Source organism: Pseudomonas sp. F(2018) (assembly GCF_005508865.1).
In the GTDB taxonomy this organism is placed as follows: Bacteria; Pseudomonadota; Gammaproteobacteria; order Pseudomonadales; family Pseudomonadaceae; genus Aquipseudomonas.
The window spans coordinates 1,163,255-1,177,166 of record NZ_SCOM01000002.1; the positions used below are offsets into that span (position 1 = coordinate 1,163,255).

General features: G+C 64.9%; 12 protein-coding genes and 3 tRNA genes. 3 read left to right on the forward strand and 12 right to left on the reverse strand.

The window, feature by feature from the left end:
• Window positions 1-4 precede the first annotated feature (4 nt).
• The 6 genes from FFS62_RS13545 to FFS62_RS13570 all read right to left on the reverse strand — a co-directional run bounded on the left by FFS62_RS13545 (window position 5) and on the right by FFS62_RS13570 (window position 9,038).
• Window positions 5-1,003: an HD domain-containing phosphohydrolase gene (locus tag FFS62_RS13545; protein ID WP_137973322.1), complete on the reverse strand. Its 999-nt coding sequence runs from the start codon at window positions 1,001-1,003 to the stop codon at window positions 5-7.
• The gene (locus tag FFS62_RS13550; protein ID WP_137973323.1) at window positions 1,000-4,662 is read right to left on the reverse strand and encodes a PAS domain S-box protein; all 3,663 of its coding nucleotides are present in this window, start codon (window positions 4,660-4,662) and stop codon (window positions 1,000-1,002) included. The genes FFS62_RS13545 and FFS62_RS13550 overlap by 4 nt, the downstream gene beginning before the upstream one ends.
• Window positions 4,663-4,836: 174 nt before the next feature.
• Window positions 4,837-6,741 (reverse strand): molecular chaperone HtpG, encoded by a 1,905-nt coding sequence (htpG, locus tag FFS62_RS13555; RefSeq protein WP_137973324.1) that lies wholly within the window; start codon window positions 6,739-6,741, stop codon window positions 4,837-4,839.
• A gap of 99 nt (window positions 6,742-6,840) precedes the next feature.
• A complete protein-coding gene (locus FFS62_RS13560; RefSeq protein ID WP_137973325.1) occupies window positions 6,841-8,091 on the reverse strand; it encodes an MFS transporter in 1,251 nt (416 codons plus the stop codon).
• Between the two features lie 39 nt (window positions 8,092-8,130).
• On the reverse strand, window positions 8,131-8,577 hold the full coding sequence (locus tag FFS62_RS13565) for a PaaI family thioesterase (RefSeq protein ID WP_137973326.1): 447 nt from the start codon (window positions 8,575-8,577) through the stop codon (window positions 8,131-8,133).
• Window positions 8,574-9,038 carry a PaaI family thioesterase gene (locus tag FFS62_RS13570; protein WP_137973327.1) on the reverse strand — a complete coding sequence of 155 codons (465 nt, stop codon included), beginning with the start codon at window positions 9,036-9,038 and terminating at the stop codon, window positions 8,574-8,576. The genes FFS62_RS13565 and FFS62_RS13570 overlap by 4 nt, the downstream gene beginning before the upstream one ends.
• Window positions 9,039-9,174: 136 nt before the next feature.
• Here FFS62_RS13570 and FFS62_RS13575 point away from each other — a divergent pair, with 136 nt between their 5' ends.
• Both FFS62_RS13575 and FFS62_RS13580 read left to right on the forward strand, forming a co-directional pair.
• A complete protein-coding gene (locus FFS62_RS13575) occupies window positions 9,175-9,441 on the forward strand; it encodes a hypothetical protein (protein ID WP_137973433.1) in 267 nt (88 codons plus the stop codon).
• 124 nt (window positions 9,442-9,565) lie between these two features.
• Window positions 9,566-9,856 carry a hypothetical protein gene (locus FFS62_RS13580; RefSeq protein WP_256662214.1) on the forward strand — a complete coding sequence of 97 codons (291 nt, stop codon included), beginning with the start codon at window positions 9,566-9,568 and terminating at the stop codon, window positions 9,854-9,856.
• Window positions 9,857-9,903: 47 nt separating this feature from the next.
• Here the strand turns inward: FFS62_RS13580 and FFS62_RS13585 are convergent, their stop codons facing one another.
• On the reverse strand, window positions 9,904-10,314 hold the full coding sequence (locus tag FFS62_RS13585; RefSeq protein ID WP_137973329.1) for an MAPEG family protein: 411 nt from the start codon (window positions 10,312-10,314) through the stop codon (window positions 9,904-9,906).
• A gap of 423 nt (window positions 10,315-10,737) precedes the next feature.
• On the opposite strand from FFS62_RS13585, the gene FFS62_RS13590 reads away from it, so the two are divergent.
• Complete coding sequence (locus FFS62_RS13590; protein WP_137973330.1) at window positions 10,738-10,974, forward strand: hypothetical protein; 237 nt, start codon at window positions 10,738-10,740, stop codon at window positions 10,972-10,974.
• A 16-nt stretch (window positions 10,975-10,990) separates the two neighbouring features.
• On the opposite strand, the gene FFS62_RS13595 is transcribed toward FFS62_RS13590, so the two are convergent.
• The 5 genes from FFS62_RS13595 to uvrC form a co-directional block, all read right to left on the reverse strand.
• Window positions 10,991-11,077 (reverse strand) — tRNA-Leu (locus FFS62_RS13595).
• 123 nt (window positions 11,078-11,200) lie between these two features.
• Window positions 11,201-11,274: transfer RNA gene (locus FFS62_RS13600), tRNA-Cys, on the reverse strand.
• A 42-nt stretch (window positions 11,275-11,316) separates the two neighbouring features.
• A tRNA-Gly gene (locus FFS62_RS13605) sits at window positions 11,317-11,392 on the reverse strand.
• Window positions 11,393-11,457: 65 nt separating this feature from the next.
• Window positions 11,458-12,018, reverse strand: coding sequence for a CDP-diacylglycerol--glycerol-3-phosphate 3-phosphatidyltransferase (pgsA, locus tag FFS62_RS13610; protein WP_137973331.1), 561 nt, complete (start codon window positions 12,016-12,018; stop codon window positions 11,458-11,460).
• Between the two features lie 33 nt (window positions 12,019-12,051).
• Window positions 12,052-13,887, reverse strand: a complete 1,836-nt coding sequence (gene uvrC / locus FFS62_RS13615; RefSeq protein WP_137973332.1) for an excinuclease ABC subunit UvrC — start codon at window positions 13,885-13,887, stop codon at window positions 12,052-12,054.
• Between the last annotated feature and the right edge of the window lie 25 nt (window positions 13,888-13,912).

A 13,912-nucleotide genomic window follows, 5' to 3' on the forward strand; every position in this document is an offset into this window, starting at 1 on the left:
TGCCCTACTCCGTCTCGGCCCAGCGCTCCTTGACCTCGAGAATTGCCGGCAGCTGGCCAAGGAACAGCTCCACCAGCTCGGGATCGAAGTGGCGGCCGCTCTCGCGGCGCAGGAAGTCGACTGCCTCCTGCACCGGCCAGGCCGGCTTGTAGGGGCGCACGCTGGTCAGCGCGTCGAACACGTCGGCGATGGCGACGATGCGCCCGGCCAGGGGGATTTCCTCGCCCTTGAGGCCGTTGGGATAGCCGCTGCCGTCCCACTTCTCGTGGTGAGTGAGGGCGATGATGCGGGCGGTCCTGAGCAGGCCGGAGTCGTGTTCGCCGATGATCTCCGCGCCGATCTGTGCATGGCTGCGCATCACCTGCCACTCGGCATCGTCGAGCTTGCCGTTCTTTTGCAGGATGGCGTCGGGAATGCCGATCTTGCCCACGTCGTGCATGGGCGCGGCGTTGAGCAGGTCGTCCGCCTCGTGCTCGCTGAAGCCGGCGGCCTTGGCCAGGATATGGGTGTAGTGGCTCATGCGGATCACGTGCAGGCCGGTCTCGTTGTCCTTGTACTCGGAGGCCAGGCCCAGGCGCTGGACGATCTGCAGGCGGGTCTCGTGCAACTCGTCGACCCGCACCAGCGACAGGTGGGTGCGCACCCGCGCGCGCACGATGGCCGGGCTGACCGGCTTGGTGATGTAGTCCACCGCGCCGACCTCGAAGCCGCGGGCCTCGTCCTCCACATCGGCCAAGGCGGTGACGAAGATCACCGGGATGGCCGCGGTGGCTGGCTGGGCCTTGAGTCGGGTGCACACCTCGTGGCCGGTCATGCCCGGCATCATCACGTCGAGCAGGATCAGCGCCGGGTTCTCGCGCTCGGCCAGCTCCATTGCCTTGTCGCCGTCCTTGGCGAACAGCAGGCGATAGTCGTCCTGCAGGATCTGCCGCAGCACCTGCAGGTTGGTCGGCTCGTCGTCCACCAGCAACAGCTTGGGGCGGGCATCGGCGGGTCTGATCATTGCGGCGTGTCTCCAGGGCCGAGCAGCTCGGCCAGCAGCGCGTCGGCGCGCTCGAAGTCGAAATCGTTGATGGCGCCTTCCAGGGCATGGGCCTGTCGGGCCGGCAACGCGGCGCTCAGGCGCTGCAGCGCATCCTCGTCCAGCTCGCCATGCCGCAGAGCAGCGCGTACGTGCTCGACCAGCTCGGCCAGTTCAGCGGCCGGCATGGCCGATGCGCTGCTCTCTTGCACTGTAGCCGGCAGCGGCAATTCGACCGGCAAGGCGGCGAGTGCGACCTGCAGCGCCGCCAGCAACTCTTCCACCGAGGCCGGGATGGCGCCCTTGAGGGCATGCTCCAGCTGCCCGGCCAGGCGGCTGGCACGCAGCAACGCCAGGTTGCCGGCGGCGCCGCGCAGGCGATGCACCAGCTCGATGGCCGCCTCACGGTGGTTGTCCTGCAGCAGGCGCGCGACTTCGGCACAGCTGACCGCGTGCTCGTCGAGGAAGCGGCGGATCGCGGCGGCCATGGCCTGCTGACTGCCCCACAGCTGAATGCCGCGTGGCCAGTCGATGGCCTGGTCCTCCGGCACGTCCAGCGTAGTGGCCTGCTCGACGGCCGGGGCCAGGCCGATCACGCGGGCGATCTCGGCGAGCAGCTTGTCCATCTCCAGCGGCTTGGAGGCGAAGCCGTCCATGCCCGCCTCGCGGGCGGCGCGGCGGTCCTGTTCCAGCACACTGGCGGTCAGGGCGATGATTGGCGTGGCACGCAGGCCATGAGCCTGCTCGTGACGGCGGATGCGCCGGGTGGCCTCCAGGCCGTCCATGCGCGGCATCTGCACATCCATCAGCAGCACGTCGAAGCGCCCGCCGACGAAGGCGGCCAGGGCCTGCTCGCCATCGCCGGCGGTGGTCACCCGGTGGCCCAAGGCGCCCAGGGTCAGGCTGAGCAGTTCGATGTTCTGCGCCACGTCGTCGGCGGCCAGGATATTCAGCGCCGGCAGCAGTCGCGCTGCGCCGCTGCGTTCGCCCAGCTGCTCCACGCCGGCCTGCAGCGGCAATTGCACATGGAACACGCTGCCCGCACCCAGGCGGCTCTCCACGGTGATGCTGCCGCCCATCAGCTCGGTCAGCTGGCGGGCGATGGTGGTGCCCAGGCCGGTGCCGCCGAAGCGCCGGCTCATGGAGGCATCGGCCTGGGCGAAGGGATCGAAGATGTGCTGCAGGCGGTCCTCGGCGATACCGATGCCACTGTCGCGCACGGCGAAATGCACCTGCCCCGGCACGCCGCTGACCTCCAGGCGCACCCAGCCACTCTCGGTGAATTTCACCGCGTTGCCCACCAGATTGGTCAGCACCTGCTGTATGCGCAGGGAGTCGCCCTTGAAGTAGTCACCCAGGCTCTCCTGGTAGTCCAGGCTCAGGCTAAGGCCCTTGGCTTCCGCCCCCAGGCGCAGGGAGTCGCAGACCTGCGCGCACAGCTCACGCAGGGACAGGTCGCGGTTTTCCAGCTCTACCGCGCCGCGCTCCAGCTTGGCGGTATCGAGAATGTCGTTGAGCAGGCCGAGCAAGGAGCGCGCGGCCTGGCGCACGGTGCCCAGGTGCCGGCGCTGCTGCTCGTTGAGCACGCTGTCCAGCAGCAGTTCGGTGAAGCCGATGACGGCGTTCATCGGCGTGCGGATCTCGTGGCTCATGTTGGCCAAGAAGGTGGTCTTGGCCGCCGCCGCCAGCTCGGCCACTTCCTTGGCGTCGCGCAGGGCCTCTTCCATCTCGCGGCGCTGGCTGAGGTCGGTGGCGAACTTGATGACCTTGAACGGCTTGCCCTCGGCGTCGAAGATCGGGTTGTAAGAGGCCTGAATCCACACCTCGCGACCGCCCTTGGCCAGGCGCAGGTACTCGCCGGAGTCCAGCTCGCCACGCCCCAGTTGCGCCCAGAAGTCGGCGTACTCCTGGCTCTCGGCAAAGTCCTGGGCGCAGAACATGCGGTGATGCCGGCCCTGGATCTCCTCCAGGCGGTAACCCATCAGGTCGAGGAAATTCTGGTTGGCGTCGAGGATATTGCCCTGCAGGTCGAACTCGACCACCAGCAGCGCCCGGCGGATGGCGGTCACCGTGCTCTCGAACTCGGCATTGCGCAGCTTGCTGTCGGTGATGTCGAGCAGCACGCCGTCGATCCACTTCGGCTCGCCGTGCTCATCGAGCACCGCGCTGCCGCTCTCCCAGATCCAGTGCTCCACACCCTGGCGGTCATACAGGCGGTACTCGACCGTGTAGTTGCGGCCCTGGCCGATGGCCGCCAGCACCTCCTCCGCCACGAGCTGAAAGTCCTCGGGGTGGTACAGGCTGCTGATCGACTTGCGCTGGCTCATGAAGTCATCCGCGGTCCAGCCGGTCAGCTTCTCCACCGCGTCGCTGATGAACAGCATGGTCCAGTCTTCGTCCAGCAGGCAGCGGAACGACACGCCGGGAATATTGCCGATCAGTGAGCGGTACTGCTGCTCGCTCTCGCGCAGGGCCTGCTCGATGCTCTTGCGCTCACTGATATCGCTGACGAAGCCGACGTAGAGGGTCTTGCCCGGCAGGTTGACCAGGCCGATGGCCAGGCGGATCGGCAGCAGGCTGCCATCCTTGCGCAGCGCCTCCACTTCGCGACTGCCGCCGATGATGTCGCTGCGCCCTTCGCGCATCAGCCTGGGCAGGTAGTCGAGGAAGCCCTGGTGGTAGCTCTCGGGAATCACCGTGTTGATGTGCCGCCCGATCAGTTCGCCCTTGCCCCAGCCGTACATGCGCTCGACCGCCGGGTTGGTGCCCTCGATCACGCCCTGATCGTCGATGATGACGATGCCGTCCACCGCGGTTTCCAGGATCGCGCGCAGGCGCGACTCGCTGCCCTGCATCTGTCGGAACAGCTGGCGATAACGCAACAGGCCGTTGGTGGCGGCGACGAACACGGTCAAGGTCACCGTGATCAGGGCCACGGCCAGGGCGATGAACACGCTGTCCGCATTGCTCTGCTGGTCCAGCGCTTCGGTGCTGCCCATGAAGCGTGCCGCCGCCATGCCGGTGTAGTGCATGCCGGCGATGGCCAGGCCCATGACCACGCCGCTGGCCATGATCGCCTTGCCCGACGACAGGCGCCCACGCAGGCCGAAGCGGACCCACAGGGCGAGAATCGCCAGGACCACCGCCACCAGGATGGACAGCGCGAACCAGTAAGGGTCATAGCGCAGCAAGGGCGCCATCTGCATGGCCGCCATGCCGCTGTAGTGCATGGCGCCGATACCGGCGCCCACCAGTACGCCACTGGTGACCAGCTGGAAGCGGTTGATCGTGCGGCGCACCAGCAACTGCAAAGCCACCCAGGAGGCGCCCAGGCTCGGCAGCAGCGACAGCAGCGTGAGACCGGGGGCATAGTCGACCCGCGCGCAGAGCTGGAACGCCAGCATGCCGATGAAATGCATCGCCCAGACGCCGCCACCCAGGGCCAGCGAACCGGTGATCAACGCCACCTGGCGATACAGGCGGTTGTCGCTGAGGCGCGCCATGCCCGCCACCTGCAAGGCCATGCCCGAGGTGAACATGGCGATGGCCAGCGACAGCCCCACCAGCCAGGGATTGTGGCTGCCGTACAGGAGCAGGTTGGGATCGGCGTCGAGCAGGAAAAGACTGGTCAGATACGACATGCGGGGCGGCAACGGCAAGTTAGGCAGGCAGAAGCATATCGGCGGTGGGCCGTAGCTCTTTAGATGGCCATTAGATAGCCACTACCGCGCAAGCTCCAGCGCTTTCTACTGTCTCCCGCCGGATGGCGGGCATGAAAAAGCCCGCCGAAGCGGGCTTTTCGTCACCACTGCGAATCAGGCAGAAAGCTCGACCAGCAGCTTGTTCAGGCGCTGCACGTAGGCAGCCGGGTCCTTCAGGCTGTCGCCGGCGGCCAGGGCGGCCTGATCGAAGAGGATGTGCGACAGGTCGGCGAAGCGATCTTCGTCGGCCTCGCCATCCAGTTTCTCGATCAGCGGGTGCTGCGGGTTGATCTCGAAGATCGGCTTGGCGTCCGGAACCTTCTGCCCGCTGGCCTCGAGGATCTGGCGCATTTGCAGACCGAGGTCCTGCTCGCCGATGGCGAGGATCGCCGGCGAGTCGGTCAGGCGATGCGACACGCGCACCTCGGCGACCTGCTCACCCAGCGCGCCCTTGAGGCGCTCCAGCAGCCCTTCCTTGGCCTTGGCCACTTCTTCCTGGGCCTTCTTGTCCTCTTCCGAGTCCAGCTTGCCCAGGTCCAGGTCGCCACGCGCCACGTCGACGAAGTGCTTGCCGTCGAACTCGGTCAGGTAGCTCATCAGCCACTCGTCGATGCGGTCGGTGAGCAGCAGCACTTCGATGCCCTTCTTGCGGAAGACTTCCAGGTGCGGGCTGTTCTTGATCTGCGCAAAGGTCTCGCCGGTGAGGAAGTAGATCTTGTCCTGGCCTTCCTTCATGCGGCCGATGTAGTCGGCCAGGCCCACGGACTGCTCGCCGTCGTCGCCCTGGGTGGAGGCGAAGCGCAGCAGGCCGGCGATCTTCTCCTTGTTGGCGAAGTCTTCCGCCGGGCCTTCCTTGAGCACCTGGCCGAAGGCCTTCCAGAACTGCTTGTACTGCTCGGGCTCGTTCTTCGCCAGCTTCTCCAGCATGTCCAGCACGCGCTTGGTCAGCGCCGACTTCATCGAGTCGATCACCGGGTCCTTCTGCAGGATCTCGCGGGAGACGTTCAGCGACAGGTCGTTGGAGTCGACCACTCCCTTGATGAAGCGCAGGTACAGCGGCAGGAACTCGTCGGCCTGGTCCATGATGAACACGCGCTGTACATAGAGCTTGAGGCCCTTCGGCGCTTCGCGCTGGTACAGGTCGAACGGCGCCCGACCCGGCACGTAGAGCAGCGAGGTGTATTCCAGCTTGCCTTCGACCTTGTTGTGGCTCCAGGACAGCGGGTTCTCGAAGTCATGGGCGACGTGCTTGTAGAATTCCTGGTATTCCTCGTCCTTCACCTCGGTGCGGCCGCGGGTCCACAGCGCACTGGCGCGGTTGACGGTCTCCCACTCCTGCTCGGCCGGCTTGTCGGCTTCTTCGCCATGGTGTTCCTTGGGCAGCTCGATCGGCAGGGCAATGTGGTCGGAATACTTCTTCACCACGTTGCGCAGGCGCCAGCCGTCGGCGAACTCTTCTTCGCCGCTCTTCAGGTGCAGGACGATACGGGTGCCGCGCTCGGCCTTGTCGATGGTGGCGACTTCGAAGTCACCCTCGCCCTTCGACGACCAGTGCACACCTTCGCTGGCCGGGCTACCGGCGCGACGGGTGAAGACATCAACTTTGTCTGCGACGATAAAGGCCGAATAGAAGCCCACGCCGAACTGACCGATCAGGTGCGAGTCCTTCTTCTGGTCGCCGGTGAGGTTCTTCATGAAGTCGGCGGTGCCGGACTTGGCGATGGTGCCGAGATGGGCGATCACTTCCTCGCGGCTCATGCCGATGCCGTTGTCCTCGAGGGTGACGGTCTTGGCGTCCTTGTCGAAGGACAGACGGATCTTCAGCTCGGCGCCGCCTTCCAGCAGCTCCGGCTTGGCCAGCGCCTCGAAACGCAGCTTGTCGGCGGCGTCGGAGGCGTTGGAGATCAGCTCACGGAGGAAGATTTCCTTGTTTGAATACAAGGAATGGATCATCAGGTGAAGCAGCTGCTTCACTTCGGTCTGGAAGCCCAGGGTTTCTTTTTGAGTTTCCACACTCATGGTCGTCGAACTCCACATGCATGACAGGCCGCACCATTGCGGCGGATGTCATACAGATGGGGAGTTCGTGAGGGATTTCAAGGGGCTAGGTTTACACAACTACGGCTCAAGCAATTCGATCTTGCCGATCTCGTCCGGCTTGAAACTGAAGCTGGCCTGACCACCGCCGCCGCCCAGCTGCTGACTCAGGCGGATGCTGCCGTCGCCGTCCACGCCGACGAAGCGCCCTTCCACCGTACCGCCAGCGACCTTGCTCACGCGCATGCTGAGGCTGCGGTACTGCTCCGGATTGCGTTGCAGCCGTGGCAGGGAGAAACGCTGGCGGCGATCGAGCGCCGGCCGGCTGTTCTGCGCCACTGCTGGTTCTGCTTCCGGCGCCGGCTTGGCCGGCTCGGCCACACGCGGTTCGGCCAACGCCGGGTAATGATCGCCCTGCACCTGCCAGCCACGGGCGCCCTTCTCCAGCACCAGCTCCAGGCTCTGCGCCTCGCCATTGACCCGTGCCTGCACGGCGAGCGGAAGGTGGGTGGCCGGGAAGGTCACTTCCGGCAAATCGGCCAGTTGCACCAGGCGAGTGGCGAAGCGGCGTTGCAGGTAATCGTCGATCACCTTGGCCAGGGTCTCGCGCGAGTCGAACTGGGCGTCCAGGCGGCCGTCCTTGTAGCGCAGGCGATCAGAGAACAGCTCCAGGCTGCCGCTCAGGCTGGTCTTGAACGCCGGAGGCAGGACCAGGTGGAAATCGCCCTGCAGCTTGTTCGGCGGCAGCGCCTGCAGGTCCAGGTGCAGGGTATAGCCCTTGCTCAGGCGGCGGGCCTCGGGCAGGTCCTGCTCCGGCAGCAGCCAGCTGATCTCCACTTCCGGCAACTGGCCGACGTCTTCCGGCAGCACGTCCAGCTTGATCGGCGCCTTCTGCGCCTGCGGCAGGCGAATCGTCACCTCGCGGCGGGCGAAGAAGTCCTCGCCTTCGCGCAGGCTCAGCACGCCATCGATCAGCTCGGCGTACTGCGGGTTGAACGGCTGGCCGTCGAGCTCGCCATGCAGGCGGATCGCCAGTTCGGCCGGGGCCTTGGGCTGTTCCTTGAGCCAGCGCAGGCTGAGGATCGCTTCCAGGCGCGCCGCGTCCTGGCTGGCCATCAGTACCATGCCCACCACCAGCGGGATCACGCCCAGCGCCACCAGGCCGACGGCCTTGCGCGCGGTGCGCCAGTGGCGCAGCACATAGATCAGGGTGATCGGCGGGATCAGGCTGCCCCAGCCCCACAGCAGGCTGGTGGAGAAGGCTCGCATCACCAGCCAGACCAGGCCGGCGAGAATCAGCAGCAGGCCGCCGAGGATCAACAGCGCATCCATTCGGTATTCCTTGTTGTTATGCGATAACCCGCCGCGCCATCAGGGTTCGTCGACCTTGAAGTGCGCGCGGGCCGTGGCGATGGGTTCGCTCTGGCTGGTCTGCCAGGCCGTGATGGCGACGTTGGCCACCCGCCGGCCCTGACGCCAGACCTGGCACTGGGCGTAGGTGTCACGATAATGACCGGCGCGCAGGTAATCTATCGAGAAGTCGATGATTTTCGGCAAATGTGGAATGCCCATGAACATCAGCAGATGGAGCATTGCGGCATGTTCCATGAAGCCGGCGATCACCCCGCCATGCAGCGCCGGCAGGGTCGGGTTGCCGATGTTGTCCTTGTTTGCCGGCAGGCGGAACACCATGTCATCACCCAGGCGCAGGCACTCGATACCGATCAGCTTGGCATAGGGAATCAGGCTGAGCAGCGCGTCGTAGTCGTTCTTCTCGTGCGCCTGACGCACCAGGGTATTGAGATTGAGCGCGGTCATCGGGCACCTCCCTTGGCGCCGGCCTTGAGATCGGTCGGCTTGCCCATGCGCATGAAGGCACCGACCACGTGGGCGATCGGCTCGTCAGGGTTGTCCTGGTAGGCATAGCCACGGGTGAAGATGACGTTCTCGGTCACCCGATAGCATTCGGCGAAGCCGTAGACGTCCTTGTGCGGCGCGGCCGGGCGCATGTAGTCGATGCGCAGGTCGAGAGTCGGGCATATCTCGAATTCCGGCAGCACGCAGACGGTGGAAATGCCGCAGGTGGTGTCCATCAGGGTGGTGATGGCGCCACCGTGGATCACGCCGGACTCCGGGTTGCCGATGATCTGCGTGCTGTACGGCAGGCGCAGGGTCAGCCCCTCCGGCTTGGCTTCATGCACGCTCAGGCCCAGGACCTGGCAGTGGCGCAAGGCCGCCAGAAAGCGCTGGGCGCGCTCAAGAACAGGGTTGTCAGTCATCGTCGGTACCTCGTGGCGATGCGGAAAAGCGACGCATGATAGCGTCGCCGCCGGTTGCGGTAAAAAACAGTCTGAACCATTGCCAACGGCTGCGCCTCGAAGCAGTGATGGCTTCATTCACGAGGAGAAACAGCTCATGCAGAAATCACTCGCCTATGCGCTCATGCTCGCCGCCACGCTCGGCCTCGCCGCCTGCGACAAACCGTCGGAGGACAAGGCCGAAGAGGCCCGCGAAGCCCAGTCTGAAGCCCAGGAGTCGATGAACGACGCCGCCGAGCATAGCAACGACGCCGCCCGTGCGGCGGATGAGGCCGCTCAGGAACGCGCCGAGGAAAACAACGAGGCAGCTCCGACCCAGCCCGCTATTCCTGCTCCGCCACCCGCTGGCCAGCAACAGCAGTAATGCCTGACCAATGCCTGCGGCTCGCCCGCAGGCATTGGTGCGTCTGGAACTTAGACGCGCCGCTCCGCTCCAAGCGATACGGATGCAGCACTACCCGCATCCGCATCGACAAGGAGATCCAACCGTGCAAAAGCCCCTCACCTCTGCCCTGCTGCTTGCCCTGGCCCTCGGCCTGAGCGCCTGCGAGAAGACGCCCGAAGACAAGATGGAGTCCGCCAAGGAAAACGTGTCCGAAGCCATGGAGTCGCTCGGCGATGCCGCCGAAGACACCGGCGAGGCCATGGAGAAGAAGGTCGACCAGGCCACCGGCCATGAGCCCACCACCGGCGAGAAGCTGCAGGAAGCCGCCGACGATGCGGGCGAAGCGATCCAGGATGCCGGCGACGAGGCCAAGGACGCCGTGGACGGCCAGTAATGGTTCAGCGTTTCAGCACAAGGCCCGCAATGCGGGCCTTGTTCGCTTCAGGGCATCACCAGCAGCCAGCGTATCGCCGGGCTGAGCATCAACAACAGGCAGCAGACCAGGCCGACGGTCCAGACCATGGAGCGCTGCCAGGCCAGGTCGCGCCAGTAGAACAACAGGTAGAGCATGCGAGTGGCGATGAACAGGATCGCCAGCAGGTCCACCCACCAGCCGAACACCTCGGTGGTATGGGCCATCAGCACCCCGGCGGCAAACAGCGGGAACATCTCGATGCTGTTGAGATGCGCCGCATGCGCGCGGGCGCCCAGGCCGGTGAGACGCGCCTGCTGGGCCCGCGGGTTGTGATTGTCGTAACCGCCGGACTCGGCGTTCATTGCACGAGCGACTGGCAGCTTGGCAGCGTATATCAGCAAGGCCGCGATAAAGACACACCAGAACGGAATGCTCATTCTTCTCTCCTTCGGCCACCTGGCCGCACATCAGCTGTAGCACACGGCGGCGCCGTTCTGTTTGGAGCCGCTTGGCTTGGCGCAGGTTGCACCTAAATTGCAGTGCCAAACCGAGCAATCGGACTCAGGGTTTCAATCGAGCCTTTCTCTTCACATTCTTTTCACATCGAGAGGCACAGAGTGGCGCCGTGATACTCCATGAATGCCACTTCCAACCCGGCCTAGCGCCGGGTTTCTTTTGCCCGGCAAACGCCCGGCGCAGCGCCAGTCCTGGTGAACACCCCATCTCTCGTCCTCCTTGCCCGACAGTCGATTGCCGGAATCATCGACGCAGGCAGCGGGTCAGTAGTGCATCTGGGCGTTTGAATTCGGGTAACCACCGACCTCGACGCCCGTTCACGGCAGCCCCTTGCGAGGTGAACCATGGCAATCGATCAAGAGCTTGAGAAGGAAATACTGACTCGCCTGCTGCATGCCGGGCCTGGCGGCCTGGGCAAGGAAATTCTCGACAACTATCGCGGCGAGCGCGTGGTCGCCGAAGCCCTTGTCGAACTACAGACGCGCGGGCTGATTCAGGACAGGAAAGCAGAAGCGGACTGGAGCGATCCGTTCAAACTGACGGCGGCGGGAGCCGAAGCAGCGCGGCAGCATGAAAGCTGAGGTGTCCAGAAAGAGATGGTGCCCGAAGCCGGACTCGAACCGGCATGCCATTGCTGGCGAGGGATTTTAAGTCCCCTGCGTCTACCGATTTCGCCATTCGGGCGGTAGCACTGTGAAGCGAGGGCTGGACTATATACAGCCCGCGCCAGCCCGGCAAGATTGTAAAAGCGCCGGCACTGCAAAGAAAAAGCCCCGTAGATCAATGACCTACGGGGCTTTTCTATAGTGGAGGCCGATACCGGAATCGAACCGATGTACGCGGATTTGCAATCCGCTGCATAACCACTCTGCTAATCGGCCTCAAACGAAGACGCCGCAAAAGCGGCGTCAACGTCAACAAATTGGAGCGGGAAACGAGACTCGAACTCGCGACCCCGACCTTGGCAAGGTCGTGCTCTACCAACTGAGCTATTCCCGCGTCTTGGTGACGGGCGCAATTCTATAGATTCGAAACGCCGCGTCAACCCCTTGATTCAAAAAACTTTATTTCTTTTCGGCATCAATGCTGAGGTGCGGCCAGGCGGCCAGCAGGTACTGCAGCATGGACCACAGGGTCAGGCCTGCCGCCACGATCAACAGCACATAGCCACCGCCGACCCAGATGGTCAGCTGCGGCGGGTTGCCCAGCAGGATCACCAGCGCCACCATCTGCGCGGCGGTCTTCCATTTACCCAGGTTGGACACGGCCACATGAGCACGCGCGCCCAGCTCGGCCATCCATTCGCGCAGCGCCGATACGACGATCTCGCGACCGATGATGATCACCGCCGGCAGGGTCAGCCACAGGTTGGCGTGCTCCTCCACCAGCAGTACCAGGGCCACCGCCACCATCAGTTTGTCGGCCACCGGATCGAGAAAGGCGCCGAAGGGGGTGCTCTGTTCCCAGCGACGGGCCAGGTAGCCGTCGAACCAGTCGGTCACTGCCGCCAGGGCGAACACCGCGCTGGCCGCCCAGTAGCTCCAGGCGAACGGCAGATAGAAGAACAGGATAAAGACCGGAATCAGGGCGACGCGCAGTACGGTGAGCAGGTTCGGGATGTTCATCGGGACCACTGGCCAGCGAGTTGAGCGCGCATTCTACTCGCTGTGCAGGGCCGCATAAATCGACTCGGCGAGCTTTTTACTGATACCTGGCGCCTTGGCGATTTCTTCGACGCTGGCGCGATTCAGTTCCTGCAGCCCGCCGAAGTGCTTGAGCAGCTCGCGGCGGCGCTTGGGCCCGATGCCTGCCACGTCCTCCAGGCTGGAGGTACGCCGCGCCTTGCCGCGCCGTGCGCGGTGACCGGTAATTGCAAAGCGATGCGCCTCGTCACGGATCTGCTGGATCAGGTGCAGGGCCGGCGAGTCGGCCGGCAGAGTGAACTCGTGATCGGCATCGTTCAGATAGAGAGTTTCCAGCCCCGGCTTGCGGGTCACGCCCTTGGCCACCCCGAGCAGGATCAGTTCCGGCACCGCCAGCTCCTGCAGCACCTCGCGCGCCATCGCCAGCTGACCCTTGCCGCCATCGACCAGCAGGATGTCCGGCAGCTTGCCCTCGCCATCCTTGAGCTTGCTGAAGCGCCGGGTCAGCGCCTGATGCATGGCCGCGTAGTCGTCGCCGGCGGTCACGCCCTCGATGTTGTAGCGGCGGTAATCGGACTTCAGCGGCCCTTCCGGACCGAACACCACGCAGGAGGCGACCGTCGCCTCGCCACTGGAGTGGCTGATGTCGTAGCACTCCAGGCGCTGCGGCGGCTCGTCCAGGTCCAGGGCATCGGCCAGCGCCTCGAAGCGCGCAGCCACGTGCTGACGATTAGCCAGGCGCGCGCTCAGGGCCTGCTCGGCATTGGTCACCGCCAACTGCTGCCAACGCGCCCGCGTGCCACGCACCCGGTAACTGATACCGATCTCGCGACCGCGCGACTCGGCGATTGCCGCTGCCACTGTCGGCAGGTCCTCATGGTCAACGTTGACGATCAGCTCGCCCGGCAGATCGCGCTCATGGCTGGACAGATAGTACTGGGCCAGGAAGGCCGACATCACCGCACCGCCCTCCTCCTCGATGCCCACCTGCGGGAAGAAGTTCTTGCTGCCCAGCACTCGTCCGCCACGCACGCTGATCAGGTGCACGCAGGCGCCGCCCGGATTGACGATGGCGGCCACCACATCCACATCGCCGCTGCCGCCCTCCATGCTCTGCTGGTCCTGCACCCGGCGCAGCTGGGCAATCTGATCGCGCAGCTCGGCGGCCAGCTCGAACTCCAGCCCCATCGCCGCCTTCTCCATGGCCGCGGACAGCTCGTCGGTCAACGCGCTGCTGCGCCCTTCGAGGAACATCACCGAGTGACGCACGTCCTCGGCGTATTCCTGCGGGTCCACCAGGCCGACGCAGGGCCCCTTGCAACGCTTGATCTGATACTGCAGGCAGGGCCGGGTGCGGTTCTTGAAGTAGCTGTCCTCGCACTGGCGCACCAGGAAGGTCTTCTGCAACAGCGCCAGGCTCTCGCGGATGGCGCCGGCACTGGGATAGGGACCGAAGTAGCGCCCCTTCGCCGATTTCGCGCCGCGATGAATGCCCAGCCGCGGGTAGTCACCATCGGAAAGCAGCACGTAGGGGTAGGATTTATCGTCGCGCAGCAGGATGTTGTAAGGCGGCCGCCACTGCTTGATCAGCGTCTGCTCCAGCAGCAGCGCCTCGGTCTCGTTGGCGACTATGGTGGTCTCGACCTGAGCGATACGCGCGACCAGAGCCGCGGTCTTGGGCGCCAGGCCGGTCTTGCGGAAATAGCTGGCCAGACGCTTCTTCAGATTGGACGCCTTGCCGACATAGAGCAGCTTGCCCGTGTCGTCGAACATACGATACACGCCGGGCCGCCCGCTGCAGGTCGCGAGGAAAGCGCTTGGATCGAAAGGAGCGGCGGGCGTGGAAGTCATCGAAATGGGCAGGCTGAAAAGACGA

What these genes read in the sequence shown, in the direction of transcription:
- pgsA (WP_137973331.1), bottom strand. Translation starts at nt 12,018, where the DNA reads ATGAACATCCCGAACCTGCTCACCGTACTGCGCGTCGCCCTGATTCCG.
- FFS62_RS13565 (WP_137973326.1), bottom strand. Translation starts at nt 8,577, where the DNA reads ATGACCGCGCTCAATCTCAATACCCTGGTGCGTCAGGCGCACGAGAAG.
- FFS62_RS13545 (WP_137973322.1), bottom strand. Translation starts at nt 1,003, where the DNA reads ATGATCAGACCCGCCGATGCCCGCCCCAAGCTGTTGCTGGTGGACGAC.
- uvrC (WP_137973332.1), bottom strand. Translation starts at nt 13,887, where the DNA reads ATGACTTCCACGCCCGCCGCTCCTTTCGATCCAAGCGCTTTCCTCGCG.
- htpG (WP_137973324.1), bottom strand. Translation starts at nt 6,741, where the DNA reads ATGAGTGTGGAAACTCAAAAAGAAACCCTGGGCTTCCAGACCGAAGTG.
- FFS62_RS13590 (WP_137973330.1), top strand. Translation starts at nt 10,738, where the DNA reads ATGGCAATCGATCAAGAGCTTGAGAAGGAAATACTGACTCGCCTGCTG.
- FFS62_RS13585 (WP_137973329.1), bottom strand. Translation starts at nt 10,314, where the DNA reads ATGAGCATTCCGTTCTGGTGTGTCTTTATCGCGGCCTTGCTGATATAC.
- FFS62_RS13570 (WP_137973327.1), bottom strand. Translation starts at nt 9,038, where the DNA reads ATGACTGACAACCCTGTTCTTGAGCGCGCCCAGCGCTTTCTGGCGGCC.
- FFS62_RS13550 (WP_137973323.1), bottom strand. Translation starts at nt 4,662, where the DNA reads ATGTCGTATCTGACCAGTCTTTTCCTGCTCGACGCCGATCCCAACCTG.
- FFS62_RS13575 (WP_137973433.1), top strand. Translation starts at nt 9,175, where the DNA reads ATGCAGAAATCACTCGCCTATGCGCTCATGCTCGCCGCCACGCTCGGC.
- FFS62_RS13560 (WP_137973325.1), bottom strand. Translation starts at nt 8,091, where the DNA reads ATGGATGCGCTGTTGATCCTCGGCGGCCTGCTGCTGATTCTCGCCGGC.